This is a genomic window from Delftia sp. WSY_16 (assembly GCF_043104415.1).
Taxonomy (GTDB): Bacteria; Pseudomonadota; Gammaproteobacteria; order Burkholderiales; family Burkholderiaceae_C; genus Comamonas; species Comamonas tsuruhatensis.
Genome location: NZ_JBICKS010000015.1, coordinates 42,821 through 67,037, shown reverse-complemented (window position 1 = coordinate 67,037; position 24,217 = coordinate 42,821). Strand labels below are relative to the sequence as shown.

Here is a 24,217-nt window from a genome sequence, read left to right as displayed (position 1 = left end):
GGACTACGAGCGTTTCTCGACAAATGCCCGGCCGCGCCAGGCGCAACATGGCGCCATGGTTCGCAACTCTTCCGCTTCTTCCTCCGCCGTCGGCATCGCCTTCGTTTCGGTGGCTGCCGTGCTCTGGGGCACGACGGGCACGGCGCAAAGCCTGGGCGCAGGCGGGCTGTCGCCGTTCTGGGTGGGCGCCGCGCAGTTGGCGGTTTCCAGCCTGTTTCTGGGGGCGCTGCTGGCGGTTTCCCATTGGAGGCTGCGCGGGCGGGCCGGGCAGGGCGGGGCGCGCGTCCAGCCTCTGCTGCCCAACCCGGTGCACCTGGGACTGCGCCCGGCCTGGTTCCTGCTGGCATCCATGGGAATCGGCGGCTACAGCATCTTCTTCTACGAGGGCGTGACGCTCACGGGCGTGGCCGTGGGCACGGCCGTGGCCATTGGCAGCGGCCCCATCTGGGCCGGGCTGATGCAGGCGCTGGTGCTGCGCGCGCCCCTGTCTGCCCTGTGGTGGGCCGGCACGCTGGTGAGCGTGGCGGGAGGCGCGGCCATGGTGATGGCCCGGGGCGGCGCCACGCTGTCCTGGAGCGGCCTGGCCCTGTGCCTGCTGGCGGGGCTGTCGTACGCGGGCTATGCGCTGATCAACAAGCGCCTGGTCACCCACATGTCGCCGCGCGTGGTGAATTTCTATGTCTTCACCGGAGCGGCCTGCATGGCGGTGCCGATTGCGCTGGTGCAAAGCGGCCTGCCGCAGTGGAGCCTGGCGGCCGTGCTGGTGGTGGTCTACCTGGGCGTGGTGGTGTCGGGCTTGGCGCACATGCTGTTTTCCATCGGGCTGCGCAGCATCTCCGGCCCCACGGGCGTGACGCTGAGCCTGATCGAGCCCGTGGCGGCCTTCGTGCTGGCGGTGTGGGTCGTGGGCGAGCGGCAGCCGCTGCAATCGTGGCTGGGGCTGCTGGCCGTGCTGGCCGGGCTGATGCTGGTGATCGGCGCCGAGATGCGCTCGCAGCGGGCCGTGATGGCCGCGCAGATGGCGTGACTCTTTGTAGGCCGGCGCCGCTCTTCACGATGCGCTGTTCTCCGCATGTTGCAGGCATGCATGGCCGCTAGACTTGGCGGCATGCAGCAGCCATCCCATCTCTCCTCCGAATCCTGTGCCCCGTCCGCCTGGGGCTGTGCCTGCGCGCCCTGGCGCGCGCGTCGCGGTTTCTTGCTGGCCGGCAGCGCGGCGGCCATGGGCCTGGCCACGGCGCCGGTGGCGGCCCAGGTGCAGGTGGGCGGTGCCTCGGGCCTGCGCAAGCTGGTGCCGGCCGAGACGCTGGAAGGCGCCGCCACCGACCAGTACCAGCAACTGCTGGCCAAGGCCCGCGCCCAGGGCGCACTGGCCGGCGACAGCAACCCGCAGCTGCAGCGGCTGCGCGCCATTGCCCGGCGGCTGATCCCCTACACCGCCCAATGGAACCCGCGCGCCAATGCCTGGCGCTGGGAGGTGAATCTGATCGGCAGCAAGGAGATCAACGCCTTTTGCATGCCGGGCGGCAAGATCGCCTTCTACACCGGCATCATCGACCAGCTGCAGCTGACCGACGACGAGATCGCCATGATCATGGGCCACGAAATGGCCCATGCGCTGCGCGAGCACTCGCGCGAGCAGCTGGCCAAGAACCAGGCCACCAGCATCGGCATCTCGCTGGGCGCCCAATTGCTGGGCCTGGGCGACCTGGGCAATGCGGCGGCCCGCCTGGGCGGCCAGTTGCTGTCGCTGAAATTCAGCCGGGGCGATGAGAGCGAGGCCGACCTCGTGGGCCTGGAGCTGGCCGCGCGCGCCGGCTACAACCCCCAGGCCTCGGTCTCGCTGTGGCGCAAGATGGGCCAGGCCACGGGCGACCGCGGCGGCCTGGAATTCCTGTCCACCCACCCCGCAGGCCCCGAGCGCATCCGCGAGCTGGAGCGCAACATCCCGCGCGTGGAAGGCCTCTACGAGGCCGCACGACGCGGGTAGGCAGCCGCCCTCAGGCGGCGGCTTTTTGCTTTGGTTGGTAGCCCATCACGGCTTTCACTTCAAGGTATTCCTTGAAGCCGTGCTCGCCCCATTCCCGGCCCGTGCCCGACTGCTTGTAGCCACCGAACGGCGCGCCGAAGTCCGGCCCCGCGCCGTTGAGGTGGACCATGCCGGTGCGCAGGCGCGAGGCCACACGGCGTGCGCGCTCCAGGCTGCCGGACTGCACATAGCCCGACAGGCCGTAGGGCGTGTCGTTGGCCTGGGCGATGGCTTCCTCCTCCGTGTCGTAGGGCAGGATGACCAGCACGGGGCCGAAGATTTCCTCGCGCGCAATGGTCATGTCGTTGCGCACGTCGGCAAACACCGTGGGCCGCACGAAGTAGCCGCGCGCAAGGCCCTCGGGGCGGCCCGTGCCGCCGGCCACCAGGGTGGCGCCTTCGGCGATGCCGGCCTCGATCAGGCCCTGGATCTTGCGGAACTGCGCCTCGCTGACCACGGGGCCCATGTGCATGGCGCCGGTGTCGGCCAGTGCATCGCCCACCTTCATGCCCTCGGCAGCGGCCTTGGCCGCGGCCACGGCGCGCGCATGCAGGGCGCGCGGCACGAACATGCGCGTGGGCGCGTTGCAGCTCTGGCCCGAATTGGTGAAGCAGGCGTTCACGCCCTGGGTCACGGCCTTTTCGATGTCGGCATCGTCCAGCACGATGTTGGCCGACTTGCCGCCCAGCTCCTGCGTCACGCGCTTGACGGTATCGGCCGAGGCCTTGGCCACGGCAATGCCCGCGCGCGTGGAGCCCGTGAAGGTCATCATGTCGATGCCGGGGTGCACGGACATGGCCTCGCCCACCGAGGGGCCGTCGCCGTTGACCAGGTTGAACACGCCGGCCGGCACGCCCGCTTCGTGCAGGATCTCGGCCACCAGGATGGCGTTCAGCGGCGCGATCTCCGAGGGCTTGAGCACCATGGTGCAGCCCGCCGCCAGGGCCGGTGCCACCTTGCACATGATCTGGTTGATGGGCCAGTTCCAGGGCGTGATCATGCCCACCACGCCCACGGGCTCATGCACGATGCCGGTGGTGCCGCGCACGCTCTCGAACTCGAAGTCCCTGAGCACCTGCAGGGTCTGCTTCAGGTGCCCCGCGCCCACCGTGGCCTGGGCCGCGCGCGACAGCCACAGCGGCGCGCCCATCTCCAGCGAGATGGTCTGCGCCACCTCGTCGATGCGGCGCATGTAGACCGCCAGCACCTTGTCCAGCAGGGCCAGCCGCTCGTCGCGCGTGGTCTGCGAGAAGCCGTCGAACGCGCGGCGTGCGGCGGCCACGGCTGCATCGACATCGGCGGCCGAGCCCATGCTGATGCGGGCCGCCACCTCCTCGGTGGACGGATTGATCACATCCAGCGTGCGCGGCACGGCCGGGGGAACCCATTGGCCGTCGATATAGAACTGCAGGTGCTCTTGCGTGCTCATGAAGCTGTCTCCGTGTCTCGTTGTCATTGGGTGGAAGGGGTGTCGAAGGTGACGCGCTGGTTCACGCGGTAGTGGGGCCAGTAGTCGGCCACAGCATAGTGCTGCGTGCTGCGGTTGTCCCAGATGGCGATGCCGCCCGCGTCCCATTGATGATGCACCATGAACTCCGGCTTCTTCAGCCAGTCCAGCAGGAAGGCGAGCACGCCGCGCGCCTCGTGCCGGTCCACGCCCGTGATGTGGCGCGTGAAATCGGCATTGACGAAGATGCACTTGCGGCCTGAATCGGGGTTGGTGCGCACCACGGGATGCGTCACCGGCTTGAACTGGCGCAGCGCCTCGAACAGCGCCTCCTCGCCCTTGCGGCCCAGGTATTCCCGGAAGCCCGATTCCTCCCAGGTATGGACCGCCTGCAGGCCTTCCAGGTACTGCTGCATGCCGGGCGAGAGCCAGTCATAGGCCTTGCTGGTGCTGGTCCAGCAGGTGTTGCCGCCGGCCGGCGGCGTGGTCACGATCTGGATCACGGTGCCCAGCGGCGGCTGCTGCTTCCAGCTGATGTCGGTGTGCCAGTTGTCTATGGCGGGCGGGCGGTCCTTGTCGGAGATGATCATCTCCACGTCGGGCATGCCGCTCTTGCGCTCGAAGTACGAGCCCTTGGACAGCGGGCCGAACACCTGCGCCAGCGCCACATGCTGCTCGGCCGTGATGGCCTGGGGCCGGAAGAAGATGACCTCGAAGTCGTACAGGGCCTGTCGCAGTTCCGCCTGCACCTCGGGGCACAGGGGCCGGGTCAGGTCCACGCCCTCGATCCAGGCCGCGAAGTTGGGCATGCGCGGCACGGGGCGGATGTGGTGGTAGCGGGCGTCGATGTCGATCAGCTGCATGGGGGCGGCATTGGCCATGGGGTACTCCTTGAAGGAACGGATGGGAGGGGAGGAAGGGGGGAAGGTGGGGAGAGAGGGCTGGCGGGCTCACTGCCAGTGCAGCAGCCGCCTCTCGGCCCAGGACATGAAGCGCACCATGCCCACGCCCAGTAGGGCCAGCACCAGCAGCAGCGCCATGACGCCATTGATGTCGAAGGTGGAGCCCAGGTAGGCCAGGGTCTGGCCCAGGCCCTTTTCGCTGGCGATGATCTCGGTGCCCACCACGCCCAGCAGGGCATAGATCAATCCCAGGCGCAGGCCCGAGAAGATCACCGGGACGGCGCCGGGCAGGGTGACCTCGAAGAAGGTGGTGGCGGCGCTGGCGCCCAGCGTGCGGCACAGCGTGACGTGGTCCTGGCTGACGCCCCGCATGCCTGCCACCGTGGCCGACAGCACGATGAAGAAGGTCAGCGAGCAGCCCACGGCGATCTTGCTGCCCAGCCCCAGCCCGAACCACAGGATGAACAGCGGCGCCAGCGCGATGCGCGGCATCACGTTCAGCGCGTTGAAGTAGGGCTCTGCAAAGCGCTCGATGGCCGGCCAGCGCACGAAGGCCAGCCCCGTGGCGAAGGCGGCCACGCTGCCCAGCACGAAGGAGCAGGCCACGGCCGCCAGCGTCCAGCCCAGGTCGGACCAGAACCGGGCCGTGCCCGCATGGTTCCAGAGATAGGCGGCCACGCCGCTGGGCTGGCCGAAGAAGGTGGGGTCCAGCCAGCGGCGCGCGGCGGCCCATTCGGCCAGACCCAGCACGAGACAGACGAACAGCGCATGCAGCGCCAGCCATTGCAGACGGTCAGCCTTCATGGTGCACCCATCCCGATTCGAGCTGCGACCACAGGGCCGCATAGAGTTCATGGAAGCGCGGCGACTTCTGCAGGTCGCGGATGGAGCGCGGGCGCGGCAGGTCGATGGGCAGGTCGGCGATGATGCGGCCCGGGCGCGAGGACATCACCACCACGCGGTCGGAGACGGCCACGGCCTCGGCCAGGTCGTGGGTCACGAACAGCACGCTGTGGCGGTGCTGCTGGCACAGGCGCAGCAGCAGGTCCTGCAGCTGCAGCTTGGTCTGCGCGTCCAGGGCGCCGAAGGGCTCGTCCATCAGCAGCAGCTGCGCGTCCAGCGCAAAGGTGCGCGCCAGCGCCGTGCGCTGGCGCATGCCGTGGGACAAGGCCTTGGGCAGAGCCTGCGCATGGTCGGCCAGGCCCACCTCCTGCAGCATGCGCAGTGCGCGCTCCGTGCTGTCGGCCGTGCCGACGCCGCGCACGCGCGCGCCGAAGGCGGCGTTCTCCAGCGCCGTGCACCAGGGCAGCAGGCTGTCGCGCGCCAGCATGTAGCCCACGCGGGAACTGCCCAGGCGCGGTGCCTCGCCCAGCACGCGCAGCGTGCCGGCGCCGGTGTGGGCCACCAGGCCCGCGCAGAGGTTGAGCAGACTGGTCTTGCCGCAGCCGCTGGGCCCGACCAGCGAAACGAATTCGCCCTCGGCCACCTGCAGCGCAATGTTGTCCAGCACCTGCGTGCGGCCGTCGAAGCTCAGGTGCAGGCCGTCGGCGGCAATGGCCTGCGGGGGCGGAAGGCGTGATCCATTGGGAGTCATGGCGAACGCCTCCTTCACTGCACCAGCAGGGGCGCGGTGTCGATCAGCCGGCTGATCTGCCCCGTGCGCTGCAGGTAGCGGGCGGCGTGCTGCAATGCCCCGGGGTCCACTGCGAACTGCATGGAAGGAATGGCGTTGCGCAGCGCCACCTCCAGGATCCGGTCGCCGCCGGGCGTGTTGATCCTGAAGCTGTCCTGTGCGACTTTGAGCAATGCATCGAAATGGGCCGGTTCGCGGGCATAGTCGGCCGCCTCGTTCATGGCGCGGCGCAAGCCCTCCACGGCCTGGGCGTTCTTGCGCAGGAAGTCGGCGCGCACCACCTGCAGCACGCCGGCGCCGTTGGTGTCCACCACCTCGGCGGGACCCTGGCCCCTGCGTGGATCGACGACGATGCGGCAGGCCTGGCTGACCTCGCAAAAGCCGTCCATGGGCGAGAACAGCATCAGGCCATCGACCTGTTTTTGCGCAATCGCCGGAAAGGCGGTGTTGGGCGAGCCCACGGCGACGATGGTGACGTCATCCGCCTTCATGCCGGCGCCCTGCAGCAGGCTCACGAGCTGGAACTCGGCCGCGCTGCCTCGCGCCGTCACGCCGATGCGCCGGCCCCTGAAGTCCTGCATCACGGCGGGATAGCCCTGGGCGGCATGCGGGGTGGGCAGGGCTGACGAGGCCATGAGGAAGAACGTCGGCGCGCTGGCGCCGCTGCCGATCACCTTGAGGTCGGCGCCCTTGTTGACCGCCTGAAGCAGCACCTCGGGCGGCGTAAACGCCACTTCGAGGTCACCGGCCAGCAAGGTCTGCAGCGCCAGCGGCGCCTGCGGGATGGGGCGCAGTTCGCAGCGTATGCCGTGCTTCTCGCACAGTCCCCGCGCGTTGGCCACGCGCACCAGGAAGTTGCCGATGCCGGGGTAGTCCTGGATACGCAGCGTGGGCGTCTGTGCCAGGGCTGCCTGGGTCGAGAGCAGGGCGAACACGAAGGCGGATACCAGGGCGAGCGTGGTGCGGATCATGGGGCGGGCTCCATACGTGTGGGTATGGGGCCGATTACAAGGACGGTGCTATGCGCCAATTGCCGCGAAAGGGACAATGGGCGGGTGAACACCAAGCTCGGTTCCCCCAACACGTCTTTGGCGCAGGCGCGCAGCGAGCGCTATCGCGTGGACCTGCTGGCCGAATTGCCGGCCGCATCGGCACGCGGGCTGCGGGCCATAGGCTCCAGGCGCCGCTACCGCGATGGACAGTTCGTGCAAAAGCGCGGCGATGCGGCCGACCATGCGCTGGTGCTGCTGTCAGGGCGCTTTCGTGTCGTGGCCTTCACCGTGGGTGGCACCGAGCGCATGACGCGCTGGCTGGAGGCCGGGGAGATCACCGGCATCAGCTCGGTGCTGGGCAATGCGCCCGTGCCCGTGGACCTGGTGGCCGATGGCGATGTCGAGGTGCTGGTGCTGCCGCGCCAGCCGCTGCTGGACTTCCTGGAGCGCGATGCGCCCGCATGCCTGGCTGTGGCGCGCCTGCTGAGCCTGCGCGTGAACGGGCTGCTGGACACCATCTTCATCAGTTCGGAGGACACGCTGCATGCCCGGGTCTGGGCCACCTTGCAGGTTCTGGCGGCAGAGAACGGCCAGCCCCTGCCCGGTGGCCGCACCCTGCTGCGCATATCGCAGGGCGATCTGTCGCATGTGGTGGGCGCCTCGCGCCAGCGCGTGAACGAGGAGCTGCGCAAGCTGCAGGCGGGCGGCAGCGTGCGTCTGGGCTATCGGTGGATCGAGGTGCTGGGCTGAGACAGCTGCAGGCTCAGGTCCCGCCTACGTAGGGGTTGCTCTTGCGCTCGCGGCCGAAGCTGCTTTCGGGGCCGTGGCCCGGGATGAACACGGTCTGGTCGCCCATGGGCCACAGGCGCTGGACGATGCTGTCGATCAGCTGCTGGTGGTTGCCCTGGGGAAAGTCGGTGCGGCCGATGCTGCCCGCGAACAGCACGTCGCCCACGAAGGCGCGGTCGATCTGCGGCGCATGGAACACCACGTGGCCGGGCGTATGGCCGGGGCAGTGGCGCACCTGCAGCGTTTCCTGGCCGATGCTCACCGTGTCGCCATCGTGCAGCCAGCGCGTGGGCGTGAAGGGGTCCGAATGCGGGAAGCCGAACATGGCGCCCTGCTGAGGCAGCGCATCGATCCAGAACTGGTCTCCGGGATGGGGGCCGATGATGGGCAACTGCTGTGCATCGGCCAGCTCGCGCGTGCCGCCCGCGTGGTCTATGTGGGCGTGCGTGAGCCAGATGGCCTTGAGCGCCAGGCCCAGGCGCTCTATCTCCCAGCCGATCTGCTCCAGGTCGCCGCCCGGATCGATGACGGCGGCTTCCATGGTCTGGTCGCACCAGACCAGCGAGCAGTTCTGCTGGAAGGCGGTGACGGGGATGGTGTGGTACTGGAGCATGGGCGGCGTGGGTGCTTCTGGCGAAAGCGCCCATTATTCCCGCTCCTTCCCCTGATGGCAGCGCAGGGCCGCCCCGCTTGCGCCCTCAGGTGGTCGGCTGGCCGCATTGCCCGCAGAACCGCGCACCGGCCGGATGGCTGGCGCTGCAGCTCCTGCAGGCCTGCGGCAGCACCGCGCCGCCACACTGCGGGCAAAAGCGAGAGTTGGCGGCAATGGATGCACGGCAGCCGGGGCAGACCGCAGCCACGGCTGCAGGCGGGTATGCGCCGCCAGCGTGATGCCCGCCGATATGGACGCCGATATTGCCGCCGTGATGGCCGCCGCGCGTGTGTTGTCCGAACAGTCTTTGCAAGAGTCCCATGGTGCCTTCCTTCGCACTGCGCGGCTGCGCCGCTGCAGTCGCTCAAAGGTGCATTGGGACACGGCAGCGGTGCGCCAGGTCGTGGATGGCGATCATTTAATGTGGCTGTCATTTCGCGGCAATCCGGCGTCTTGTGACGGACAGGCGACATCCTCGCGGGCAGACCCCGTGGCTGCCGCCACGCGGCCGTGATACAAGCTAGCCGTGCCGCCAAGCCAGCCTGCCGTCATGCAGGCGCGCAAGGATTTTTTCGAGGATGGGCCGGGCCGCCGCCTGCGCAATGCAGCGCAGGGCGGGTACCGGCATCACGCGAGGGAGAACCGGTATGTTGATTGGCGTGCCTGCCGAGACCATGGCAGGAGAAACCCGGGTGGCTGCGACCCCCGAGACCGTCAAGAAGCTGCGTGCGCAAGGCCATGTGCTGCGCGTGCAGGCGGGGGCGGGAGTGGCGGCCAGCGTGCCCGATGCCTTGTACGAGGCAGCGGGCGCGGAGATCGTCGATGTGGCTGGCGCCCTGGGCGCCGACCTGGTGCTCAAGGTCCGTATCCCTTCGGAGGACGAGTTGCCCGGCATCCGCAAGGGCGCAACGCTGGTCGGCATGCTGGACCCGTTCCAGCCCGCAGGACTGCAGCGCCTGGCCGATGCGGGAGTGACGGCCTATGCGCTGGAGGCGGCTCCGCGCACCACGCGTGCGCAGAGCATGGACGTGCTGTCCAGCCAGGCCAATATCGCCGGCTACAAGGCCGTGATGATTGCGGCCAACCAGTACCAGCGCTTCTTTCCCATGCTGATGACGGCGGCCGGCACGGTGAAGGCCGCGCGCGTCGTGGTGCTGGGCGTGGGCGTGGCCGGCCTGCAGGCCATCGCCACGGCCAAGCGCCTGGGCGCCGTGATCGAGGCCAGCGATGTGCGGCCCAGCGTGCGTGAGCAGGTCGAATCCCTGGGCGGCAAGTTCATCGACGTGCCCTACGAGACCGTCGAGGAAAAGGAGGCCGCCGAAGGCGTGGGCGGCTACGCCCGCCCCATGCCGCAAAGCTGGCTGGACCGCCAGAAGGCCGAGGTGGCCAAGCGCGTGGCCCAGGCCGACGTGGTCATCACCACGGCGCTGATCCCGGGCCGGCCCGCTCCCGTGCTGGTCACGGCCGAGATGGTGCAGGCCATGAAGCCCGGCGCCGTCATCGTGGACCTGGCGGCCGAGCGCGGCGGCAACTGCCCGCTGACCCAGGCCGGCATGACCGTGGTCACGCATGGCGTGACCATCGTGGGCCTGACCAACCTGGCGGCGCTGGTGGCGGCCGATGCCTCGGCCCTGTATGCACGCAACGTGCTCGATTTTCTCAAGCTCATCATCAACAAGGATGGCGCCCTGCATGTGGACATGGAGGACGACATCGTGGCCGCGTGCCTGATGGCCCATGAAGGCCAACTCGCAGCACAGCGGAGGAAATGACATGGAAGCCGTATCCCCCACCATCATCCATCTCATCATCTTCGTGCTGGCCATCTACGTGGGCTACCACGTGGTCTGGACCGTCACGCCCGCGCTGCACACGCCGCTGATGGCGGTGACCAATGCCATCTCGGCCATCGTCATCGTCGGCGCCATGCTGGCGGCGGCGCTCACGGAAACGGGCCTGGGCAAGACCATGGGCGTGCTGGCCGTGGCGCTGGCCGCGGTCAATGTGTTCGGCGGCTTCCTGGTCACGCGGCGCATGCTGGAGATGTTCCGCAAGAAAGAGCGCAAGAGCGCTCCGGCCAAGGATGCCAAGGCGGAGGGCCAGTCATGAGCATGAACCTCGTCACATTGCTCTACCTGGTGGCCAGCGTCTGCTTCATCCAGGCGCTCAAGGGGCTGTCGCATCCCACCACCTCCATACGCGGCAACCTGTTCGGCATGGCCGGCATGGTGATCGCCGTGCTGACCACGGCGGCGCTCATCGTGCAGCTGGCCGGCGGCAATGCATTGGGGCTGGGCTGGGTGCTGCTGGGCCTGCTGGTCGGCGGCACGGCCGGTGCGGTCATGGCCCAGCGCGTGGAGATGACCAAGATGCCCGAGCTGGTGGCCTTCATGCACAGCATGATCGGCCTGGCTGCGGTGTTCATCGCCGTGGCCGCCGTGGCCGAGCCCTGGGCCTTTGCCATCACGGCCAAGGGCGGCGCCATTCCGGGCGGCAACCGCGTGGAGCTGGCGCTGGGCGCCTTCATCGGCGCCGTGACCTTCACGGGCTCGGTGATCGCCTTCGGCAAGCTCAGCGGCAAGTACAAGTTCCGCCTGTTCCAGGGCGCGCCCGTGCAGTTCAAGGGCCAGCATGCGCTCAACGCCGTGCTGGGGCTGGCAGCAGCCTTCTTCGTCTTCGGCTTCTGGCACAGCCAAAGCTGGATGGACATCGTGCTGGTCATCGCCCTGGGACTGCTGCTGGGCGTGCTGCTGATCATTCCGATCGGCGGCGCGGACATGCCGGTGGTCGTGTCCATGCTCAACAGCTACTCGGGCTGGGCGGCGGCGGGCATCGGCTTCTCGCTGAACAACAGCATGCTGATCATTGCGGGTTCGCTGGTGGGCAGCTCGGGCGCCATCCTGAGCTACATCATGTGCAAGGCCATGAACCGCTCGTTCTTCAGCGTGATCCTGGGCGGCTTCGGCGGCGAGGCCACCAGCGCGGCGGCAGGCTCCCAGCAGCAGCGCAACGTGAAAAGCGGCAGCGCCGACGATGCAGCCTTCGTCCTGGGCAATGCCGAGACCGTGGTCATCGTGCCCGGCTACGGCCTGGCCGTGGCGCGTGCCCAGCACGCGGTCAAGGAGCTGGCCGACAAGCTCACCGAGCGCGGCGTGACCGTGAAGTACGCCATCCACCCGGTGGCCGGCCGCATGCCCGGCCACATGAACGTGCTGCTGGCCGAGGCCGAGGTGCCCTACGACCAGGTCTTCGAGATGGAGGACATCAACAGCGAGTTCGGCCAGGCCGATGTGGCCATCATCCTGGGCGCCAACGACGTGGTGAACCCCGCCGCACACGTCAAGGGCAGCCCCATCTACGGCATGCCCATCCTGGAGGCCTACAAGGCCAAGACGGTGATCGTCAACAAGCGCTCCATGGCGGCCGGCTATGCGGGCCTGGACAACGAGCTGTTCTACATGGACAAGACCATGATGGTCTTCGGCGACGCCAAGAAGGTGGTGGAGGACATGGGCAAGGCGCTGGAGTGAGGCGTGCGCCCGGGCTGAAGTCCGAGGAGGGCAGGGCCCAAGCCCTGGCCTCCTTGAAAACGATCTTGGGTCAGCCCCCCGACCGGGTCAGCAATTCGTCCAGCGCATCGGCGATGGCTTGGCCTTCATGCTCCAGTGAGGCCACCACTTCACCCAATTGATCCAGGGCGACTGAAACCATGTCCAGGGCATGCAGGACGACCGGCACGCCTTCAATGACAAACACGGGATTCATCCTCGCACCCACGGTTGGAGTGCCGCGCGGCAGCAGAGCTCGTCTGCGAACGAACCCACCGAGATGTTGACCGCGTTCCAGTCGCTGGCGCAGGCGTCGGCAAGCCGTTGGCGCTCACGCTGTGCGCCCTCCTGCCTGGCAACGTATTCGGCCAGCAGGGATTCCATGGTGGCCGAGAGATTGTCGGTATAGGCCTTGGCCTGCGTCACCAGATCTGCATTGATCGTGAGATGGATTGGCCGCTTGGCGCTGGAGACAGCAATGGATTTCATCTCGGAACCCTCAGATAAAGATCATGCGCACAGTGTCTGTATGAGAGCGCGACGAGTCAAACCGCCGCGACCCAAGGCCCTGCTTGAACGTCTCACAGCTTCATGTCGTAGCCGATGGTCACCGGCGCATGGTCCGAGAACTTCACATCCTTGTAGATGTTCTCGGTGCGGGCCAGCGCGGCGGTAGCGGGGGTGGCCAGGTGGTAGTCCAGGCGCCATCCCACGTTGTTGGCGTAGGCCTGGCCGCGGTTGCTCCACCATGTGTAGCAGGTGTCGGTGGTGTCGGGCTGGAGCAGGCGATAAACGTCCACCAGGCCGCCAGTCGGCTCAGTTTTGTTCAACAATTTTGTCATCCACTCGCGTTCCTCGGGCGTGAAACCGCTGTTTTTCTGGTTGCTGCGCCAGTTCTTGAGGTCGATCTGCTGGTGGGCGATGTTGATGTCGCCGCAGAGGATGAACTCGCGTTCGCCCTTCATGCGCATCAGGTGGGCGTGCATTTCGGCCAGGAAGCGGAACTTGGCCGTCTGGCGCAGTTCGCCGGAGCTGCCGCTGGGAAAGTAGGCGCTGATGATGGACAGCTTGCGCGATGGCGTGTCGAAGCGCGCCTCCACGTAGCGGCCTTCGGCGTCGAATTCGTGCGAGCCGAAGCCGACCACGACGTCGCTGGGCTCGTGGCGGCTGTAGACGCCCACGCCCGAGTAGCCCTTTTTCTCGGCGTAGTGGAAGTGGCCGCGCAGGCCGGCCAGCAGCTCGAAGCGTCCGGTCATGTCGGCGGCCTGGGCCTTGATTTCCTGCACGCAAATACAATCCGGCGCAGTGGCCTCGATCCAGGCTTCGACGCCCTTGGTCGAGGCCGAGCGGATGCCGTTGAGGTTGAGGCTGGTCAATTTGAACAAGGATGAATCCATGGTGGTGAGTAATCTGCAGGCCGATGACGCAGGCCGTCTGGCGCAGGAATTTGTGCAATTCGCCGTTGACGCAGGGGTGCTGCGTTTCGGCGAGTTCAAGACCAAGGCCGGGCGCATGAGCCCGTACTTCTTCAATGCCGGCCTGTTCGATGACGGCGGCAAGATGGGCCGTCTCGCCGAATTCTATGCAAAAGCCATTGCGGCCAGCGGCATCGAGTTCGACATGATCTTCGGCCCGGCCTACAAGGGCATCCCGCTGGCGGCCACCGTGGCGGTGGAGCTGGCCCGCATGGGCATCAACAAGCCCTTTGCGTACAACCGCAAGGAAGCCAAGGACCACGGCGAGGGCGGCACCCTGGTGGGCGCGCCCCTCAAGGGCCGCGTGCTGATCGTGGACGACGTGATGAGCGCCGGCACGGCCGCGCGCGAGTCCATCGCCATCATCCGCGCCGCCGGTGCCACGCCGCATGCCGTGGCCATCGCGCTGGACCGCCAGGAAATGGCCACGGAAAATGGCCAGGACGTGCCCCACAGCGCCGTGCAGTACGTGCGCAACCAGCTGGGCATGCAGGTCTGCACTATTGCAAAACTGGCAGACTTATTGCTTTATCTTGAGATTCAAGGTGGCAGCGCAGGCAGTGGCCACCATGAGCGCGTGCTGGCCTACCGCCAGCGTTATGGAGTCAACGACAAGGGGTGAGCGGTTGATGAAGCGGGCGATGCATGCACGATCCTTGCTGTGTGCCATGGGCTTGGCCACGCTGGGCTGCGCCGTGCTCGCCCAGGATATGCCCCTGGGGCCGGGCATCTATTCATGCACCGACGCCCGTGGCCGCCGCCTGACGGCCGACCGCCCGATTGCCGAATGCGTGGACCGCGACCAGCGCGTGCTGGGCAACTCCGGCGTGGAGCTGCGCCGCGTGGGCCCCACGCTGACCGACAACGAACGCGCCGAGCTGGACGCCCAGCGCCGCCGCGACCAGGCAGAGCAGCGCCGCATGCGCGAGGAGCGCTCGCGCGACAAGGCGTTGATCACGCGCTACCCCAACCAGGCCGCCCACGATGCCGAGCGTGCCGAGGCCATCTCCCAGGTCGATCAGGTCATCTCCGTGGCGCGCCAGCGCCAGCAGGAACTGCAGACGCGGCGCACGGCCCTGAATGCCGAGATGGAGTTCTACAGGAAAGACCCCGCCAAGGCGCCGGCATCGCTGCGCCGCCAGCTCGACGAGAACACGGCCTCGCAGGAGGAGCAGCAGCGCTTCGTCCAGCAGCAGGACCAGGAAAAGCGCCGCATCCAGGAGCGCTTCGATGCCGAGCTGCAGCAGCTGCGCCAGCTGTGGGCTGCGAGCGCACGCCGCTGAGGCTGGCCCAACGCCGCGCCCGCCGCCGCGTTCTTTCTTCTTCCTGCCCCTCCTTTCCTTCCTCCTTCTCGTTGCACGCTTGCTGAGTCGAATTCGTCCTGCATGCGGCGCCCGCATGCAGGGCTAGGCTTTGCGCATCGAGTCTGCGGGCTGACATCAAGGGAGGCAGCATGACGGTGTGGCGTTGGTTGATGGCCTTGCTGCTGTGGGCAGCCGGGGCCTGGCTGTCCTGGGGCGGCGCCCAGCTCCTGCTGGCCGGCGGCAGCGGCTACTACGTGATCGCCGGCCTGCTGCTGCTGGTGGTGGGGTGGGGCGTGGCGCGCCGTTCGGCCATGGCGCTGTGGCTGTTTGCGCTGTGGCTGCTGGGCACCGCGCTGTGGGCGGTCTGGGAGATAGGGTTGGACTGGTGGCCGCTGGCGGGGCGCCTGGGGGTGCCCTGGTTGATGGGCCTGCTGCTGGTGCTGCCCTGGTCGGTGCGTGCGCTGCGCCATGAGCCCGACATGGGCCAGAACCGGGGCCTGGCACCGGCCCATGCGGCGCTGGCGCTGGTGGTGCTGGGCACGGCCATTCTTGCGAGCCTGTCCTTCGGGCGGCAGCGCGATGCCCATGAAACCCAGGGCCAGTTTGCGGGCGCGGCCACCGCCGCGTCGGACCTGCCGGCCGACGGCCAGGTCACGGCCGTGCAGAACATGTCCATGGTGGCCTCCGATGCCGGCGGCCTGCGCAGCCCGCCGGTGCTGCAGGGCGATGCCACCGATGCCGTGCCCGATGGTGAATGGCATGCCTACGGCCGCACCGGAGCGGGCCAGCGCTATTCGCCGCTGCGCCAGATCGGCCCGCACAACGTGCGGCTGCTGCAATTGGCCTGGGAGTTCCGCACGGGCGATGTGCGCGGCAAGCCCGGCGATCCCGAAGAAACCACGTTCGAGGTCACGCCGCTGAAGATCGGCGAGCGCCTGTTCCTGTGCACGCCCCACCAGTCGGTGATTGCGCTCGATGCCACCACGGGCAAGCAGCTGTGGCGGCGCGACCTGCCCATGCCCAAGGGGCTGGCGCTGCAGCACCTGACCTGCCGGGGCCTGTCCTACCAGTCGGCGCAGGCGGCCGCGCAGTTCGATGCGGCGGCGGGGCAGACGCATTCGGCGGTGGCGCCGGCTGCAAGGAAGGCCGGCGCACAGGCGGCACAGGCGGTACAGGCTGATCCGGCTTCCTCGGTCTCCCCGGCCCCTTCCTCCGATGATGGCCGCTGTACCGCCAAGCTGTTCATGGCCACGGCCGACGGCAAGGTGGTCGCCCTCAATCCCGCCGACGGCCAGACCTGCGGCAACGTGGCGGGCGGCCAGGGCCAGATCGACCTCTGGCAGGGCATGCCCGAGCGCAAGCCGGGCTCGTACTACTCGACCTCGCCGGTGGTGGTGGCGCGCGACCGCATCATCGTGGGCGGCACGGTGCTGGACAACCATTCCACACGCGAGCCTTCGGGGGTGATCCGTGCGTTCGACATCCGCTCGGGTGCGCTGCTGTGGGCCTGGGACCCAGGGCGGCCAGCGACCAGCACGCCGCTGCCCGAAGGGCAGACCTACGTGCCCAGCTCGCCCAACAGCTGGTCCATCTCCAGCGTGGACGAGACGCTGGGCCTCGTCTTCGTGCCCATGGGCAATGCGCCGCCCGACCAATGGGGCGGCCGGCGCAGCGCCGAGGCCGAGCAGTATTCGTCCTCCGTGGTGGCGCTGGACATCGCCACGGGCGCCGTGCGCTGGGTGTTCCAGACCGTGCACCACGATCTCTGGGACTATGACGTACCCTCGCAGCCCAGCCTGATCGACCTGGAGATCGGCGGCCACAGCGTGCCCGCCCTGGTGCAGCCCACCAAGCAGGGCGAGCTGTTCGTGCTGGACCGGCGCACGGGCCAGCCGCTGCTGCCCGTTACCGAGGTGGCTGCGCCGCAGGGCGCGGCACGCGGCGACCGCACGGCGCCCACGCAGCCGCATTCGCAGCTGAGCTTCAATCCCCCGGCCCTGACCGAACGCGACATGTGGGGTGCCACGCCCTTCGAGCAGCTGTGGTGCCGGCTGGCCTTCCACCGGCTGCGCTACGAGGGGCGCTTCACGCCGCCCTCGGAGCAGGGCTCGCTGATCTATCCGGGCAACTTCGGCGTCTTCAACTGGGGTGGCGTGGCCGTGGATCCGCGCCGGCAGGTGGTGTTTGCCACGCCCACGCGGCTGGCCTTCGTCTCCACCCTGGTGCCGCGCGCGGACGATACCTCGCTGCTGGTGCAGGATGGCGGCCCGCCCAAGGACGGCCTGCCCGCGCTCAACGAAAACTTCGGTGCACCGTTTGCGGTGCGGCTCAAGCCCTTTGTCTCGCCGCTGGGCATTCCCTGCCAGGCGCCGCCCTGGGGCTTTGTGGCGGGTGCCGACCTGCGCACGGGCCAGATCGTCTGGCAGCGCCGCAACGGCACGCCGCGCGACCTGAGCCCGCTGCCGCTGGGCTTTCGCATGGGCGTGCCCGGCATTGGCGGCCCGGTGGTGACCGCTGGCGGCGTGGCCTTCTACTCGGGGGCTCTGGACAACTATGTACGCGCCTACGACGTGGACAGCGGCCGCCAGCTCTGGCAGGACCGCCTGCCTGCTGGCGGCCAGGCCACGCCCATGACCTACCTGGGCACGGACCAGCGCCAGTACCTGGTGGTGGTGGCGGGTGGCCATGGTTCGACCGGCACCAAGGCTGGCGACAGCGTGCGTGCCTATGTGCTGCCCAAGGAGGTGGCGGCGCCCTGAGCGCTCAGCGCCGTGGGGGTCTGCGCCGGCTCATGCCGATCCGGCCCGGCCCAGCATGCGCAGCACGCGCGTGACCAGCAGCGCGGCCACCCAGGCGAGTCCGCCGATCAGCAGCGGCAGGCGCAGCAGCGCGCCTTGCTGGGCGAACAGCATCAGCGCGTCTGCCTTCCACAGCGCGGCATAGCCCGTGTACAGGCCGTAGGCCAGCCAGGCCAGGGCGCCCAGGGCGAACAGGGCCGCCATGCGCCGGGCGCTGCGGCCATCGCGCGAATCCGCGGGCAGGGCGCGCGTGCCGTGCCAGACCCAGCCGATGGAGGCGAGCACCAGCAAGGCACTGGCTGCCACGGACAGCTGCAGCCAGGTATGGGGGGAGAGTGAGGACATCAAAAGGAAACTGCGCGCCGGCAAAGTGCCGGCCGCAGCGAGTGTAGCGGCGCAGTGCCCTGCGTGGTTTCGGTGCTCAGGCCGGTTGCCAGACGGTGGCGCCGTGGCCCTGGCCGCCGCTGCCGGGGACGGAATGGATGCCCAGCACGGCTGCATGGCGCTGCAGCAGGGCGTCGAACTGCTCGATGCTTTCCGCCGTGGCCGGGGCGTCGTCGTATTCGCTGGCCACCTGGTCCGTGGTGAAGGAGCTGGCGCCGAACTTCTGGACGATGTTGCGCAGCTTGTCGAGGTTGGGGCTGGAGGATGGTGTCATGGCAACTCCTTGGGGTCATGGACGCCTGCTGCGCCGCAGGCCTGTGGGCCAGTGTAGCCCCGGGGCCTGGAGCGGCCATCCGGGGCATCCCCGCAAAGCGGCGTAGGACTTGGAACCCGCCGTCAGCCGCCCGTGGCCACGGGGCCGGCGCTCAGCACTTCGGCCAGCGGCTTGCGCGGCGTGGGCACCTCGCGCTCGCGCAGATCGTCGGGCAGGGCGGCTGCATCGCCGCGCCAGCCCACGGCGATCACCACCTCGGGCTCCAGGTGCTCGGGCAGGCGCAGCACCTCGCGTGCGGCGTCGGCCGAGAAGCCGCCCATGGCGTGCGTGGCCAGGCCCATGGCATGGGCCTCCAGCGCCAGGTAGCCCCAGGCGCAGCCCGCGTCGAAGCTGTGCTTGCCGGGCGAGGCCTGGCGGTCGGACATCAGCACGATCAGCGCGCCCGCCTCCAGGCACCAGCGGCGGTTGAACTCGTTGGGAATGGTGCTGAAGGCCTGCCAGTTCGCATCGCCGCGCAGCGCATAGGCAAAGTGCCAGGGCTGCTTGTTGCTGGCCGAAGGCGCCCAGCGCGCGGCGTCGGCCAGCTGCTCGACCTGGGCCTTGCTCAGTGCCTCGGGCCTGAAGGCGCGCGGCGACATGCGGCCCAGGAACTGCGGATGGATGGGGGTGGTGGTGTTGCGTGTCATGCGGATAGGCGGCAAGCAGAAAGGAAAGCGGCAACGATAGCGCAAGGCCTCAGGGCTGGCGCGGTGCCTGGCCATGCTGTTGGCTGATCACGCGCAGGTGGCGCTCCATGCGGATGAAGACCAGCACCATCACCACCAGCACGAGGAATGACATCAGCATGCTCCAGAAGGCCGTCTCCACGGCGCCGAAGCGTTCCTTCCAGGAGCTGCTGCCGTGGCTGTCCTCGCCGCGCAGCGCGCGCGCCGCATTGTCCAGGGACAGCGTGTAGTTCAGCAGCACCGTGGACAGGATCTGCTGGGCCGTCTGCGCCTGCAGCCGCGGCTCCAGCGCGGCATTGCCGAAGACCTGCTCCAGCGCGGCGGGCAAGCCCTGCACATAGGCCGCATAGGCGCCCTTGCCATGTTCCAGCTCGGCGGCCTGGGCACGCTCGTGGATGGCGGCGGCGGTATCCACGGGATCGACCATCCAGCTGTCTTCCTCGTCGGCGGAGGCGGCTGCGGCAGCCGCTGCATCGGCCGCCGCATCGGCCGCCGCATCCACCGCCCCGGCATCGCCTTCGCGCTGGCCGCGCTCCTGGATGCGGCGCTGCACATCGGCCTCGGACGGCAGGGCGTCGCCTTGCAGCAGCGGGTGCAGCGGTGCCAGGCCCCGGGCCTGGTGGTCCCGCTCTGTGCGCTCGCGCCGCGCAGGATCCTTGTTCACGAAGGCGCGCACCAGGGCGTCGGCCTTCTGGAAGGCGGGGCGCAGCGCCGGATCGGCCAGGCGCTTTTCCATGGCGGGTTCGCCGCCGCCCGCGCCCAGGTCGCGGCTGGTTTCGTCCACGACGAACTGCAGGTCGGGCCTGGCGTCCTTCCAGTTCAATTCCTGGGCCACGGCCTGGGGCGCCTCGGCCTTGCCGGGCCTGAAGCTCTCCCAGGTCCACAGTGCCATGCCCACCAGCACGAGCAGGGAGAACACCAGCAGCACCACGCGCACCACCTGCACCAGCAGGTCCTCGATCCTGCGCAGCATGTTTGTAATCATCGGATTCCTCGGTTGGTTCGTAAATCAAGGGCGCGTCCGGCCCGCCTGCAGGCCTGTTCTGTTGCTATTGATTTGAAAGCACCGGACGCAGACGCGCGAATTCTAGGAAGGCTGCCGCGCACGCGCGCACCGGTTCTCAATGTTTTACATTTCGCGCCAATCTCGAAGTGTGCATGTGCTCCCGTGGCATGTGCCGTCCTGCAATGGGTGTCTGCCGGATGGTGGGATGTTCATGGCCGCAGGGCGCATGGTTCTCCCGCTTGCGGGCGCGCTGGCTTTGGGCCTACCGGCTGTAGCGGCTTCCCGAATCCGCTGTAATGCTCGCTTTGATTTCTGACTGACTAGAGAGGGCTCGCCCATGACCAAAACGTCGCTGGATAAATCGAAGATCAAGTTCCTGCTGCTCGAAGGCATCCATCCTTCCGCACTCGAAGTGCTGCGCAACGCGGGCTACACCAATGTGGAGACCGTGACGGGCGCGCTGGAAGGCGAGGAGCTCAAGCGCAAGATCGCCGACGTGCACTTCGTCGGCATCCGTTCGCGCACGCAGCTGACGGCCGACGTGTTCGCCGCCGCGCAAAAGCTCGTGGCCGTGGGCTGCTTTTGCATCGGCACCAACCAGGTGGACCTGGACGCGGCGCGCGAGCGTGGCGTGGTGGTCTTCAACGCGCCTTACTCCAACACGCGCTCGGTGGCCGAGCTGGTGCTGGCCGAAGCCATCCTGCTGCTGCGCGGCGTGCCCGCCAAGAACGCCTCCGCCCACCGCGGCGGCTGGCTCAAGAGCGCCGAGAACTCCTACGAAATCCGCGGCAAGACGCTGGGCATCGTGGGCTACGGCTCCATCGGCACCCAGCTGTCGGTGATGGCCGAGTCGGTGGGCATGCAGGTGCTCTTCCATGACGTGTCCACCAAGCTGCCGCTGGGCAATGCGCGCCAGGCCGCATCGCTGGCCGATCTGCTGGCCAGCAGCGACATCGTCACCCTGCACGTGCCCGAGCTGCCCTCCACCCAGTGGATGATCGGCGCCAAGGAAATCGCGGCCATGAAGCCCGGCGCCATCCTGATCAATGCCTCGCGCGGCACCGTGGTGGAAATCGAGCCGCTGGCCGAGGCCCTGAAGGCCGGCAAGCTGCTGGGCGCCGCCATCGACGTGTTCCCCACCGAGCCGCGCAGCAACAAGGATGAATTCGTCTCGCCCCTGCGCGGCCTGGACAACGTCATCCTGACACCGCACGTGGGCGGCTCCACCATGGAGGCCCAGGCCAACATCGGCCTGGAAGTGGCCGAGAAGCTGGTCAAGTACAGCGACAACGGCACCACCACCTCGGCGGTGAACTTCCCCGAAGTGGCCCTGCCCGCCCACCCCGGCCAGAACCGCATCCTGCACGTGCACCACAACCAGCCCGGCGTGCTGTCGGCCATCAACCAGGTGTTTGCCGAGAACGGCATCAACATTGCCGGCCAGTACCTGCGCACCGACGAGAAGGTGGGCTATGTGGTGATCGACCTGGCGGCCCAGTCCTCGGGCCTGGCGGTCGAGAAACTGACCCAGGTTCCCGGCACCATCCGCTGCCGCGTGCTGTTCTGATGGCCAGGTTTCAGGATGCTGCGCTTGGGCGCACTTCCTGAAACTGGCGCATTGCCGGCTCGCCCTATCTGCCCGGCTGCAGCAGAAGCCGCATCAGGTCCGTGCGCGTGATCAGGCCGGTCAGCCGGCCTTCGCGCATCACGGGAATGCAGGGCACGCTGTGCCGGGCCAGGGCGTTGAGCAACTGGCCCACGGGCGTGTCCTCGTCCACGCTGAGTTCAGGCGCATGAACCAGCTGGGGCAGCTCCGACAGAAGGGGCACGGCCCGGTTCTTGCCGGGCAGGCGCTGGCCCAGCCAGTTCAGCAAAGAAGGCTTTGCCGCAGATTCGGCCGGGCGCACGGGGCTCATCCACAGCCACTCGTACAGCTCGGCACGGGAGACCGTGCCGGCCAGGCCGCCATCGGCGTCCAGCACCGGCAGGCTCTTGGCCGGGTGCGCGCGAAAGCGTGCGTCCACGGCGTGCACGTCGTCGTCCAAGGAGCAGCTCACGGGATCGCGCGTCATCAGCTGGGCGCAGCGCACGCCGCCCAGCCGGTGCTCGATGGCGGTTTCCTCGGCGGCGGCCAGCAGCTCGGCCAGGTCGTCGGCTTCCAGGTTGTTTTCCTGGCCGAAGCGCAGCAGCAGCGCCTCCAGATCGGCATGGGACAGGCCCAGGCGCGAGGCATGGCGATGGGCCGAATCGGCGGGCGAGGCCTTGGGCGCCGTGTCGGCATGGTGGGGATAGCGCCGGCCCGTGGCGCGGTGGAGCGCCGTGGCCGCCAGGACCAGCGCCAGCGTCAGCGCGCCCACGGGCACGAAGGGCAGCATCCAGCCGGCGGCCAGCGAGGCCTTGGCATTGAGCACCGTCAGCAGGGCCATGGCGCCACCCGGCGGGTGCAGCGAGCGCGTCAGCAGCATGCAGCCTATGGCGCCGCCCACGGCCAGCGCAGGGGCCAGCTGGGGAGGGCTCCACTGCAGTACGAACAGGGCCCAGAGCGCAGACACCGTATTGCCCACCACGCAGGACCAGGGCTGGGCCAGCGGGCTGGTGGGCACGGCGAACAGCAGCACAGCCGTGGCGCCCAGCGGCGCGAACAGGCGCAGGGGAAGATCCCAGGTGCCCGCATGCGCCAGCCAGACCAGGGCCGTGGCCAGCCCCATGCCCACGATGGAGCCCATGGCCACGCGCCACATGTCCGCAGGCGCGGGGCGTGGCACCACCGGCCCCCATGCTTTTCTGTTCCAGCCCATGGCCTTGTTGTCTTGTTGTCTTTGCCTGCGCGGCCCCGGGGAGGGCTGCAAAAGCGCGTCATTTTAGGAAGGGACGCCGCTCTTGCTGGCAGCATGGGCTTTGCACCCTTTCGGTGCAGCGCGCCTGCCGGCTCAGTCCACCACGGACTGGTACACGCCCTCGCGCATCACCCAGCGGTAGGCAATGCGCTGGGCCATGGACTGCATCATGAGGATGGCGAACAGGTCCTCCTGCGGATCGATCCAGAAGAAGGTGCCGTAGATGCCGCTCCATGAAAAGTCGCCCACGCTGCCCGGCAGCGGGTTGAGGCCCGGCGCCGTGCGCACCGCAAACCCCAGGCCGAAGCCCTGGCCCACCTCGGGCGAGGGCAGCTGGGCGCCGAAATACGCCATGTCCGGCCCCATGCGCACGCTGGCGGGCAGGTGGTTGGAGGTCATCAGCTCCACGGTCTTGCGCGAGACCAGGCGCACGCCGTCCAGCGTGCCGCCATTGCGCCAGAACAGGCACAGCCGCGCGTAGTCGGCCATGGTCGAGACCATGCCGCCGCCGCCCGACTCGAACAGCATGGCGCGCGTGACCGGGGGGATGGGCGGCATCTGTTTCTGCGGCCCTTCGGGCTGGGGCCGCGCGGCGCGTGCGATCTCGCTGTCGGGCGCATGAAAGCCCGTGTCGGCCATGCCCAGCGGCCCGGTGATGTGCTCGCGCACGAAGGCGGCCAGCGTCTGGCCGCTGACCACCTCGACCACGCGGCCCAGCACGTCGGTGGACATGCCGTATTCCCAGGTCTCGCCGGGCTGGGCCACCAGCGGCAGCTGCGCGAGCCTGGTGATGAACTGCGCATTGGTGAACTTGCCGCTGAACAGGCCCGCATCCAGGTACATCTTCTTGACGGGGTGCTCGGTGCCGGCGAATCCATAGGGAATGCCGGAGGTGTGGCGCAGCAGGTCCTGCAGCGTGATGGGCCGCGCCAGCGGCGCGCGCTCCAGGCCCACGCGCAGCGCGGCCAGCTCGGGCAGGTACTGCTCCACGGGCTCGATGATGGACAGCCGCCCCTGCTCGGCCAGCATCATGATGGCCAGCGAGGTGATGGGCTTGCTCATGGAGGCGATGCGGAAGATGGCATCGGGCCGCATGGCCGTGCCGGCCTCGGGGTCCAGCAGGCCGAAGCTCTCCAGATAGGCCAGCTTGCCGCGCCGCGCCACCAGGGCCACGGCGCCCGGGATCTCGCCGGTGTCCACGCCGCGCTGCAGCCGGGCCGACAGGCGCGCCAGGCGCGCGCCGCCCAGGCCCACGGCTTCAGGGGAGTCGGCCCAGGGCAGGCCGGGGATGTGCAGGCGGTCGGTGCTGGCGGTCATGCTGTCTCCTCAGGTGCGATGGCAGGGATTCTGGAGACATGCGGGCGCAGGCGCTGTTCGGTGCGGGACAGCCGGCGCGGAGCGTGCACACGAAAAAAAGCCCGC

At 68.6% G+C, this 24,217-nt stretch carries 26 protein-coding genes; 10 read left to right on the top strand and 16 right to left on the bottom strand.

Annotated features, from left to right (window positions below):
- Positions 1-55 precede the first annotated feature (55 nt).
- Together ACF8O7_RS07500 and ACF8O7_RS07495 are read left to right on the top strand one after the other, a co-directional pair.
- Positions 56-1,027, top strand: a complete 972-nt coding sequence (locus ACF8O7_RS07500; RefSeq protein WP_016448573.1) for a DMT family transporter — start codon at positions 56-58, stop codon at positions 1,025-1,027.
- Between the two features lie 60 nt (positions 1,028-1,087).
- Positions 1,088-1,990 carry a M48 family metallopeptidase gene (locus ACF8O7_RS07495; RefSeq protein ID WP_047468565.1) on the top strand — a complete coding sequence of 301 codons (903 nt, stop codon included), beginning with the start codon at positions 1,088-1,090 and terminating at the stop codon, positions 1,988-1,990.
- 10 nt (positions 1,991-2,000) lie between these two features.
- On the opposite strand, the gene ACF8O7_RS07490 is transcribed toward ACF8O7_RS07495, so the two are convergent.
- The 5 genes from ACF8O7_RS07490 to ACF8O7_RS07470 all read right to left on the bottom strand — a co-directional run bounded on the left by ACF8O7_RS07490 (position 2,001) and on the right by ACF8O7_RS07470 (position 6,982).
- The gene (locus ACF8O7_RS07490) at positions 2,001-3,458 is read right to left on the bottom strand and encodes an aldehyde dehydrogenase family protein (protein WP_016448571.1); all 1,458 of its coding nucleotides are present in this window, start codon (positions 3,456-3,458) and stop codon (positions 2,001-2,003) included.
- Between the two features lie 23 nt (positions 3,459-3,481).
- Positions 3,482-4,357 carry a TauD/TfdA dioxygenase family protein gene (locus ACF8O7_RS07485; protein ID WP_392442933.1) on the bottom strand — a complete coding sequence of 292 codons (876 nt, stop codon included), beginning with the start codon at positions 4,355-4,357 and terminating at the stop codon, positions 3,482-3,484.
- 69 nt (positions 4,358-4,426) lie between these two features.
- Positions 4,427-5,182 carry an ABC transporter permease gene (locus ACF8O7_RS07480; protein ID WP_099751988.1) on the bottom strand — a complete coding sequence of 252 codons (756 nt, stop codon included), beginning with the start codon at positions 5,180-5,182 and terminating at the stop codon, positions 4,427-4,429.
- On the bottom strand, positions 5,172-5,972 hold the full coding sequence (locus tag ACF8O7_RS07475; protein ID WP_099735002.1) for an ABC transporter ATP-binding protein: 801 nt from the start codon (positions 5,970-5,972) through the stop codon (positions 5,172-5,174). Before ACF8O7_RS07475 ends, ACF8O7_RS07480 begins: the two co-directional genes overlap by 11 nt.
- A 14-nt stretch (positions 5,973-5,986) precedes the next feature.
- Positions 5,987-6,982, bottom strand: a complete 996-nt coding sequence (locus tag ACF8O7_RS07470; RefSeq protein WP_392442929.1) for an ABC transporter substrate-binding protein — start codon at positions 6,980-6,982, stop codon at positions 5,987-5,989.
- 84 nt (positions 6,983-7,066) lie between these two features.
- On the opposite strand from ACF8O7_RS07470, the gene ACF8O7_RS07465 reads away from it, so the two are divergent.
- The gene (locus tag ACF8O7_RS07465; protein ID WP_013800207.1) at positions 7,067-7,753 is read left to right on the top strand and encodes a Crp/Fnr family transcriptional regulator; all 687 of its coding nucleotides are present in this window, start codon (positions 7,067-7,069) and stop codon (positions 7,751-7,753) included.
- Positions 7,754-7,766: 13 nt separating this feature from the next.
- Here ACF8O7_RS07465 and ACF8O7_RS07460 read toward each other — a convergent pair whose 3' ends face one another.
- Both ACF8O7_RS07460 and ACF8O7_RS07455 read right to left on the bottom strand, forming a co-directional pair.
- Positions 7,767-8,405 (bottom strand): MBL fold metallo-hydrolase, encoded by a 639-nt coding sequence (locus ACF8O7_RS07460; protein ID WP_012202273.1) that lies wholly within the window; start codon positions 8,403-8,405, stop codon positions 7,767-7,769.
- An 85-nt stretch (positions 8,406-8,490) separates the two neighbouring features.
- Positions 8,491-8,766 (bottom strand): zinc ribbon domain-containing protein, encoded by a 276-nt coding sequence (locus tag ACF8O7_RS07455; RefSeq protein ID WP_392442926.1) that lies wholly within the window; start codon positions 8,764-8,766, stop codon positions 8,491-8,493.
- Between the two features lie 325 nt (positions 8,767-9,091).
- Here ACF8O7_RS07455 and ACF8O7_RS07450 point away from each other — a divergent pair, with 325 nt between their 5' ends.
- From ACF8O7_RS07450 to ACF8O7_RS07440, 3 genes are read left to right on the top strand one after another with little or no spacing between them, the layout of a single operon-like run.
- Positions 9,092-10,216 (top strand): Re/Si-specific NAD(P)(+) transhydrogenase subunit alpha, encoded by a 1,125-nt coding sequence (locus ACF8O7_RS07450; protein ID WP_203400286.1) that lies wholly within the window; start codon positions 9,092-9,094, stop codon positions 10,214-10,216.
- Between the two features lies 1 nt (position 10,217).
- Entirely contained in the window at positions 10,218-10,553 is a 336-nt protein-coding gene (locus tag ACF8O7_RS07445) for an NAD(P) transhydrogenase subunit alpha (RefSeq protein WP_063327714.1), read from the top strand.
- Positions 10,550-11,974, top strand: coding sequence for an NAD(P)(+) transhydrogenase (Re/Si-specific) subunit beta (locus ACF8O7_RS07440; protein ID WP_012202277.1), 1,425 nt, complete (start codon positions 10,550-10,552; stop codon positions 11,972-11,974). Before ACF8O7_RS07445 ends, ACF8O7_RS07440 begins: the two co-directional genes overlap by 4 nt.
- A gap of 70 nt (positions 11,975-12,044) precedes the next feature.
- On the opposite strand, the gene ACF8O7_RS07435 is transcribed toward ACF8O7_RS07440, so the two are convergent.
- The 3 genes from ACF8O7_RS07435 to ACF8O7_RS07425 form a co-directional block, all read right to left on the bottom strand.
- Entirely contained in the window at positions 12,045-12,209 is a 165-nt protein-coding gene (locus ACF8O7_RS07435) for a CcdB family protein (protein ID WP_016448564.1), read from the bottom strand.
- A complete protein-coding gene (locus ACF8O7_RS07430) occupies positions 12,206-12,481 on the bottom strand; it encodes a type II toxin-antitoxin system CcdA family antitoxin (protein ID WP_016453599.1) in 276 nt (91 codons plus the stop codon). The genes ACF8O7_RS07435 and ACF8O7_RS07430 overlap by 4 nt, the downstream gene beginning before the upstream one ends.
- A 92-nt stretch (positions 12,482-12,573) precedes the next feature.
- Complete coding sequence (locus tag ACF8O7_RS07425) at positions 12,574-13,377, bottom strand: exodeoxyribonuclease III (protein ID WP_016448562.1); 804 nt, start codon at positions 13,375-13,377, stop codon at positions 12,574-12,576.
- Between the two features lie 10 nt (positions 13,378-13,387).
- Here ACF8O7_RS07425 and pyrE point away from each other — a divergent pair, with 10 nt between their 5' ends.
- From pyrE to ACF8O7_RS07410, 3 genes are all read left to right on the top strand, one after another.
- Positions 13,388-14,089, top strand: coding sequence for an orotate phosphoribosyltransferase (pyrE, locus tag ACF8O7_RS07420; RefSeq protein WP_016453598.1), 702 nt, complete (start codon positions 13,388-13,390; stop codon positions 14,087-14,089).
- 46 nt (positions 14,090-14,135) lie between these two features.
- Positions 14,136-14,750, top strand: a complete 615-nt coding sequence (locus ACF8O7_RS07415; protein WP_043791084.1) for a hypothetical protein — start codon at positions 14,136-14,138, stop codon at positions 14,748-14,750.
- Between the two features lie 170 nt (positions 14,751-14,920).
- Positions 14,921-17,530: a membrane-bound PQQ-dependent dehydrogenase, glucose/quinate/shikimate family gene (locus ACF8O7_RS07410; protein ID WP_392442922.1), complete on the top strand. Its 2,610-nt coding sequence runs from the start codon at positions 14,921-14,923 to the stop codon at positions 17,528-17,530.
- Between the two features lie 30 nt (positions 17,531-17,560).
- Here the strand turns inward: ACF8O7_RS07410 and ACF8O7_RS07405 are convergent, their stop codons facing one another.
- The 4 genes from ACF8O7_RS07405 to ACF8O7_RS07390 form a co-directional block, all read right to left on the bottom strand.
- Entirely contained in the window at positions 17,561-17,914 is a 354-nt protein-coding gene (locus ACF8O7_RS07405) for a hypothetical protein (RefSeq protein ID WP_016448558.1), read from the bottom strand.
- A 76-nt stretch (positions 17,915-17,990) separates the two neighbouring features.
- Positions 17,991-18,227, bottom strand: a complete 237-nt coding sequence (locus ACF8O7_RS07400) for a hypothetical protein (RefSeq protein WP_016448557.1) — start codon at positions 18,225-18,227, stop codon at positions 17,991-17,993.
- A 122-nt stretch (positions 18,228-18,349) separates the two neighbouring features.
- The gene (locus ACF8O7_RS07395; protein ID WP_203400288.1) at positions 18,350-18,913 is read right to left on the bottom strand and encodes a nitroreductase family protein; all 564 of its coding nucleotides are present in this window, start codon (positions 18,911-18,913) and stop codon (positions 18,350-18,352) included.
- 49 nt (positions 18,914-18,962) lie between these two features.
- Entirely contained in the window at positions 18,963-19,937 is a 975-nt protein-coding gene (locus ACF8O7_RS07390; RefSeq protein ID WP_392442919.1) for a hypothetical protein, read from the bottom strand.
- Between the two features lie 358 nt (positions 19,938-20,295).
- Here ACF8O7_RS07390 and serA point away from each other — a divergent pair, with 358 nt between their 5' ends.
- The gene (gene serA / locus ACF8O7_RS07385) at positions 20,296-21,525 is read left to right on the top strand and encodes a phosphoglycerate dehydrogenase (protein ID WP_016453593.1); all 1,230 of its coding nucleotides are present in this window, start codon (positions 20,296-20,298) and stop codon (positions 21,523-21,525) included.
- A 64-nt stretch (positions 21,526-21,589) separates the two neighbouring features.
- Here serA and ACF8O7_RS07380 read toward each other — a convergent pair whose 3' ends face one another.
- Both ACF8O7_RS07380 and ACF8O7_RS07375 read right to left on the bottom strand, forming a co-directional pair.
- Positions 21,590-22,726 carry an HPP family protein gene (locus tag ACF8O7_RS07380; RefSeq protein ID WP_392442916.1) on the bottom strand — a complete coding sequence of 379 codons (1,137 nt, stop codon included), beginning with the start codon at positions 22,724-22,726 and terminating at the stop codon, positions 21,590-21,592.
- Positions 22,727-22,888: 162 nt separating this feature from the next.
- Entirely contained in the window at positions 22,889-24,112 is a 1,224-nt protein-coding gene (locus tag ACF8O7_RS07375) for a serine hydrolase domain-containing protein (protein ID WP_392442913.1), read from the bottom strand.
- Positions 24,113-24,217 lie beyond the last annotated feature (105 nt).

Excerpts from the sequence above, each read along its gene's own strand:
- serA (WP_016453593.1), top strand. The coding sequence starts at position 20,296 with ATGACCAAAACGTCGCTGGATAAATCGAAGATCAAGTTCCTGCTGCTC.
- ACF8O7_RS07460 (WP_012202273.1), bottom strand. The coding sequence starts at position 8,405 with ATGCTCCAGTACCACACCATCCCCGTCACCGCCTTCCAGCAGAACTGC.
- ACF8O7_RS07375 (WP_392442913.1), bottom strand. The coding sequence starts at position 24,112 with ATGACCGCCAGCACCGACCGCCTGCACATCCCCGGCCTGCCCTGGGCC.
- pyrE (WP_016453598.1), top strand. The coding sequence starts at position 13,388 with ATGGTGGTGAGTAATCTGCAGGCCGATGACGCAGGCCGTCTGGCGCAG.
- ACF8O7_RS07495 (WP_047468565.1), top strand. The coding sequence starts at position 1,088 with ATGGCCGCTAGACTTGGCGGCATGCAGCAGCCATCCCATCTCTCCTCC.
- ACF8O7_RS07470 (WP_392442929.1), bottom strand. The coding sequence starts at position 6,982 with ATGATCCGCACCACGCTCGCCCTGGTATCCGCCTTCGTGTTCGCCCTG.
- ACF8O7_RS07490 (WP_016448571.1), bottom strand. The coding sequence starts at position 3,458 with ATGAGCACGCAAGAGCACCTGCAGTTCTATATCGACGGCCAATGGGTT.
- ACF8O7_RS07405 (WP_016448558.1), bottom strand. The coding sequence starts at position 17,914 with ATGTCCTCACTCTCCCCCCATACCTGGCTGCAGCTGTCCGTGGCAGCC.
- ACF8O7_RS07475 (WP_099735002.1), bottom strand. The coding sequence starts at position 5,972 with ATGACTCCCAATGGATCACGCCTTCCGCCCCCGCAGGCCATTGCCGCC.
- ACF8O7_RS07455 (WP_392442926.1), bottom strand. The coding sequence starts at position 8,766 with ATGGGACTCTTGCAAAGACTGTTCGGACAACACACGCGCGGCGGCCAT.
- ACF8O7_RS07445 (WP_063327714.1), top strand. The coding sequence starts at position 10,218 with ATGGAAGCCGTATCCCCCACCATCATCCATCTCATCATCTTCGTGCTG.
- ACF8O7_RS07485 (WP_392442933.1), bottom strand. The coding sequence starts at position 4,357 with ATGGCCAATGCCGCCCCCATGCAGCTGATCGACATCGACGCCCGCTAC.
- ACF8O7_RS07500 (WP_016448573.1), top strand. The coding sequence starts at position 56 with ATGGTTCGCAACTCTTCCGCTTCTTCCTCCGCCGTCGGCATCGCCTTC.
- ACF8O7_RS07480 (WP_099751988.1), bottom strand. The coding sequence starts at position 5,182 with ATGAAGGCTGACCGTCTGCAATGGCTGGCGCTGCATGCGCTGTTCGTC.
- ACF8O7_RS07400 (WP_016448557.1), bottom strand. The coding sequence starts at position 18,227 with ATGACACCATCCTCCAGCCCCAACCTCGACAAGCTGCGCAACATCGTC.
- ACF8O7_RS07415 (WP_043791084.1), top strand. The coding sequence starts at position 14,136 with ATGGGCTTGGCCACGCTGGGCTGCGCCGTGCTCGCCCAGGATATGCCC.
- ACF8O7_RS07430 (WP_016453599.1), bottom strand. The coding sequence starts at position 12,481 with ATGAAATCCATTGCTGTCTCCAGCGCCAAGCGGCCAATCCATCTCACG.
- ACF8O7_RS07390 (WP_392442919.1), bottom strand. The coding sequence starts at position 19,937 with ATGATTACAAACATGCTGCGCAGGATCGAGGACCTGCTGGTGCAGGTG.
- ACF8O7_RS07440 (WP_012202277.1), top strand. The coding sequence starts at position 10,550 with ATGAGCATGAACCTCGTCACATTGCTCTACCTGGTGGCCAGCGTCTGC.
- ACF8O7_RS07395 (WP_203400288.1), bottom strand. The coding sequence starts at position 18,913 with ATGACACGCAACACCACCACCCCCATCCATCCGCAGTTCCTGGGCCGC.
- ACF8O7_RS07450 (WP_203400286.1), top strand. The coding sequence starts at position 9,092 with ATGTTGATTGGCGTGCCTGCCGAGACCATGGCAGGAGAAACCCGGGTG.
- ACF8O7_RS07435 (WP_016448564.1), bottom strand. The coding sequence starts at position 12,209 with ATGAATCCCGTGTTTGTCATTGAAGGCGTGCCGGTCGTCCTGCATGCC.
- ACF8O7_RS07410 (WP_392442922.1), top strand. The coding sequence starts at position 14,921 with ATGACGGTGTGGCGTTGGTTGATGGCCTTGCTGCTGTGGGCAGCCGGG.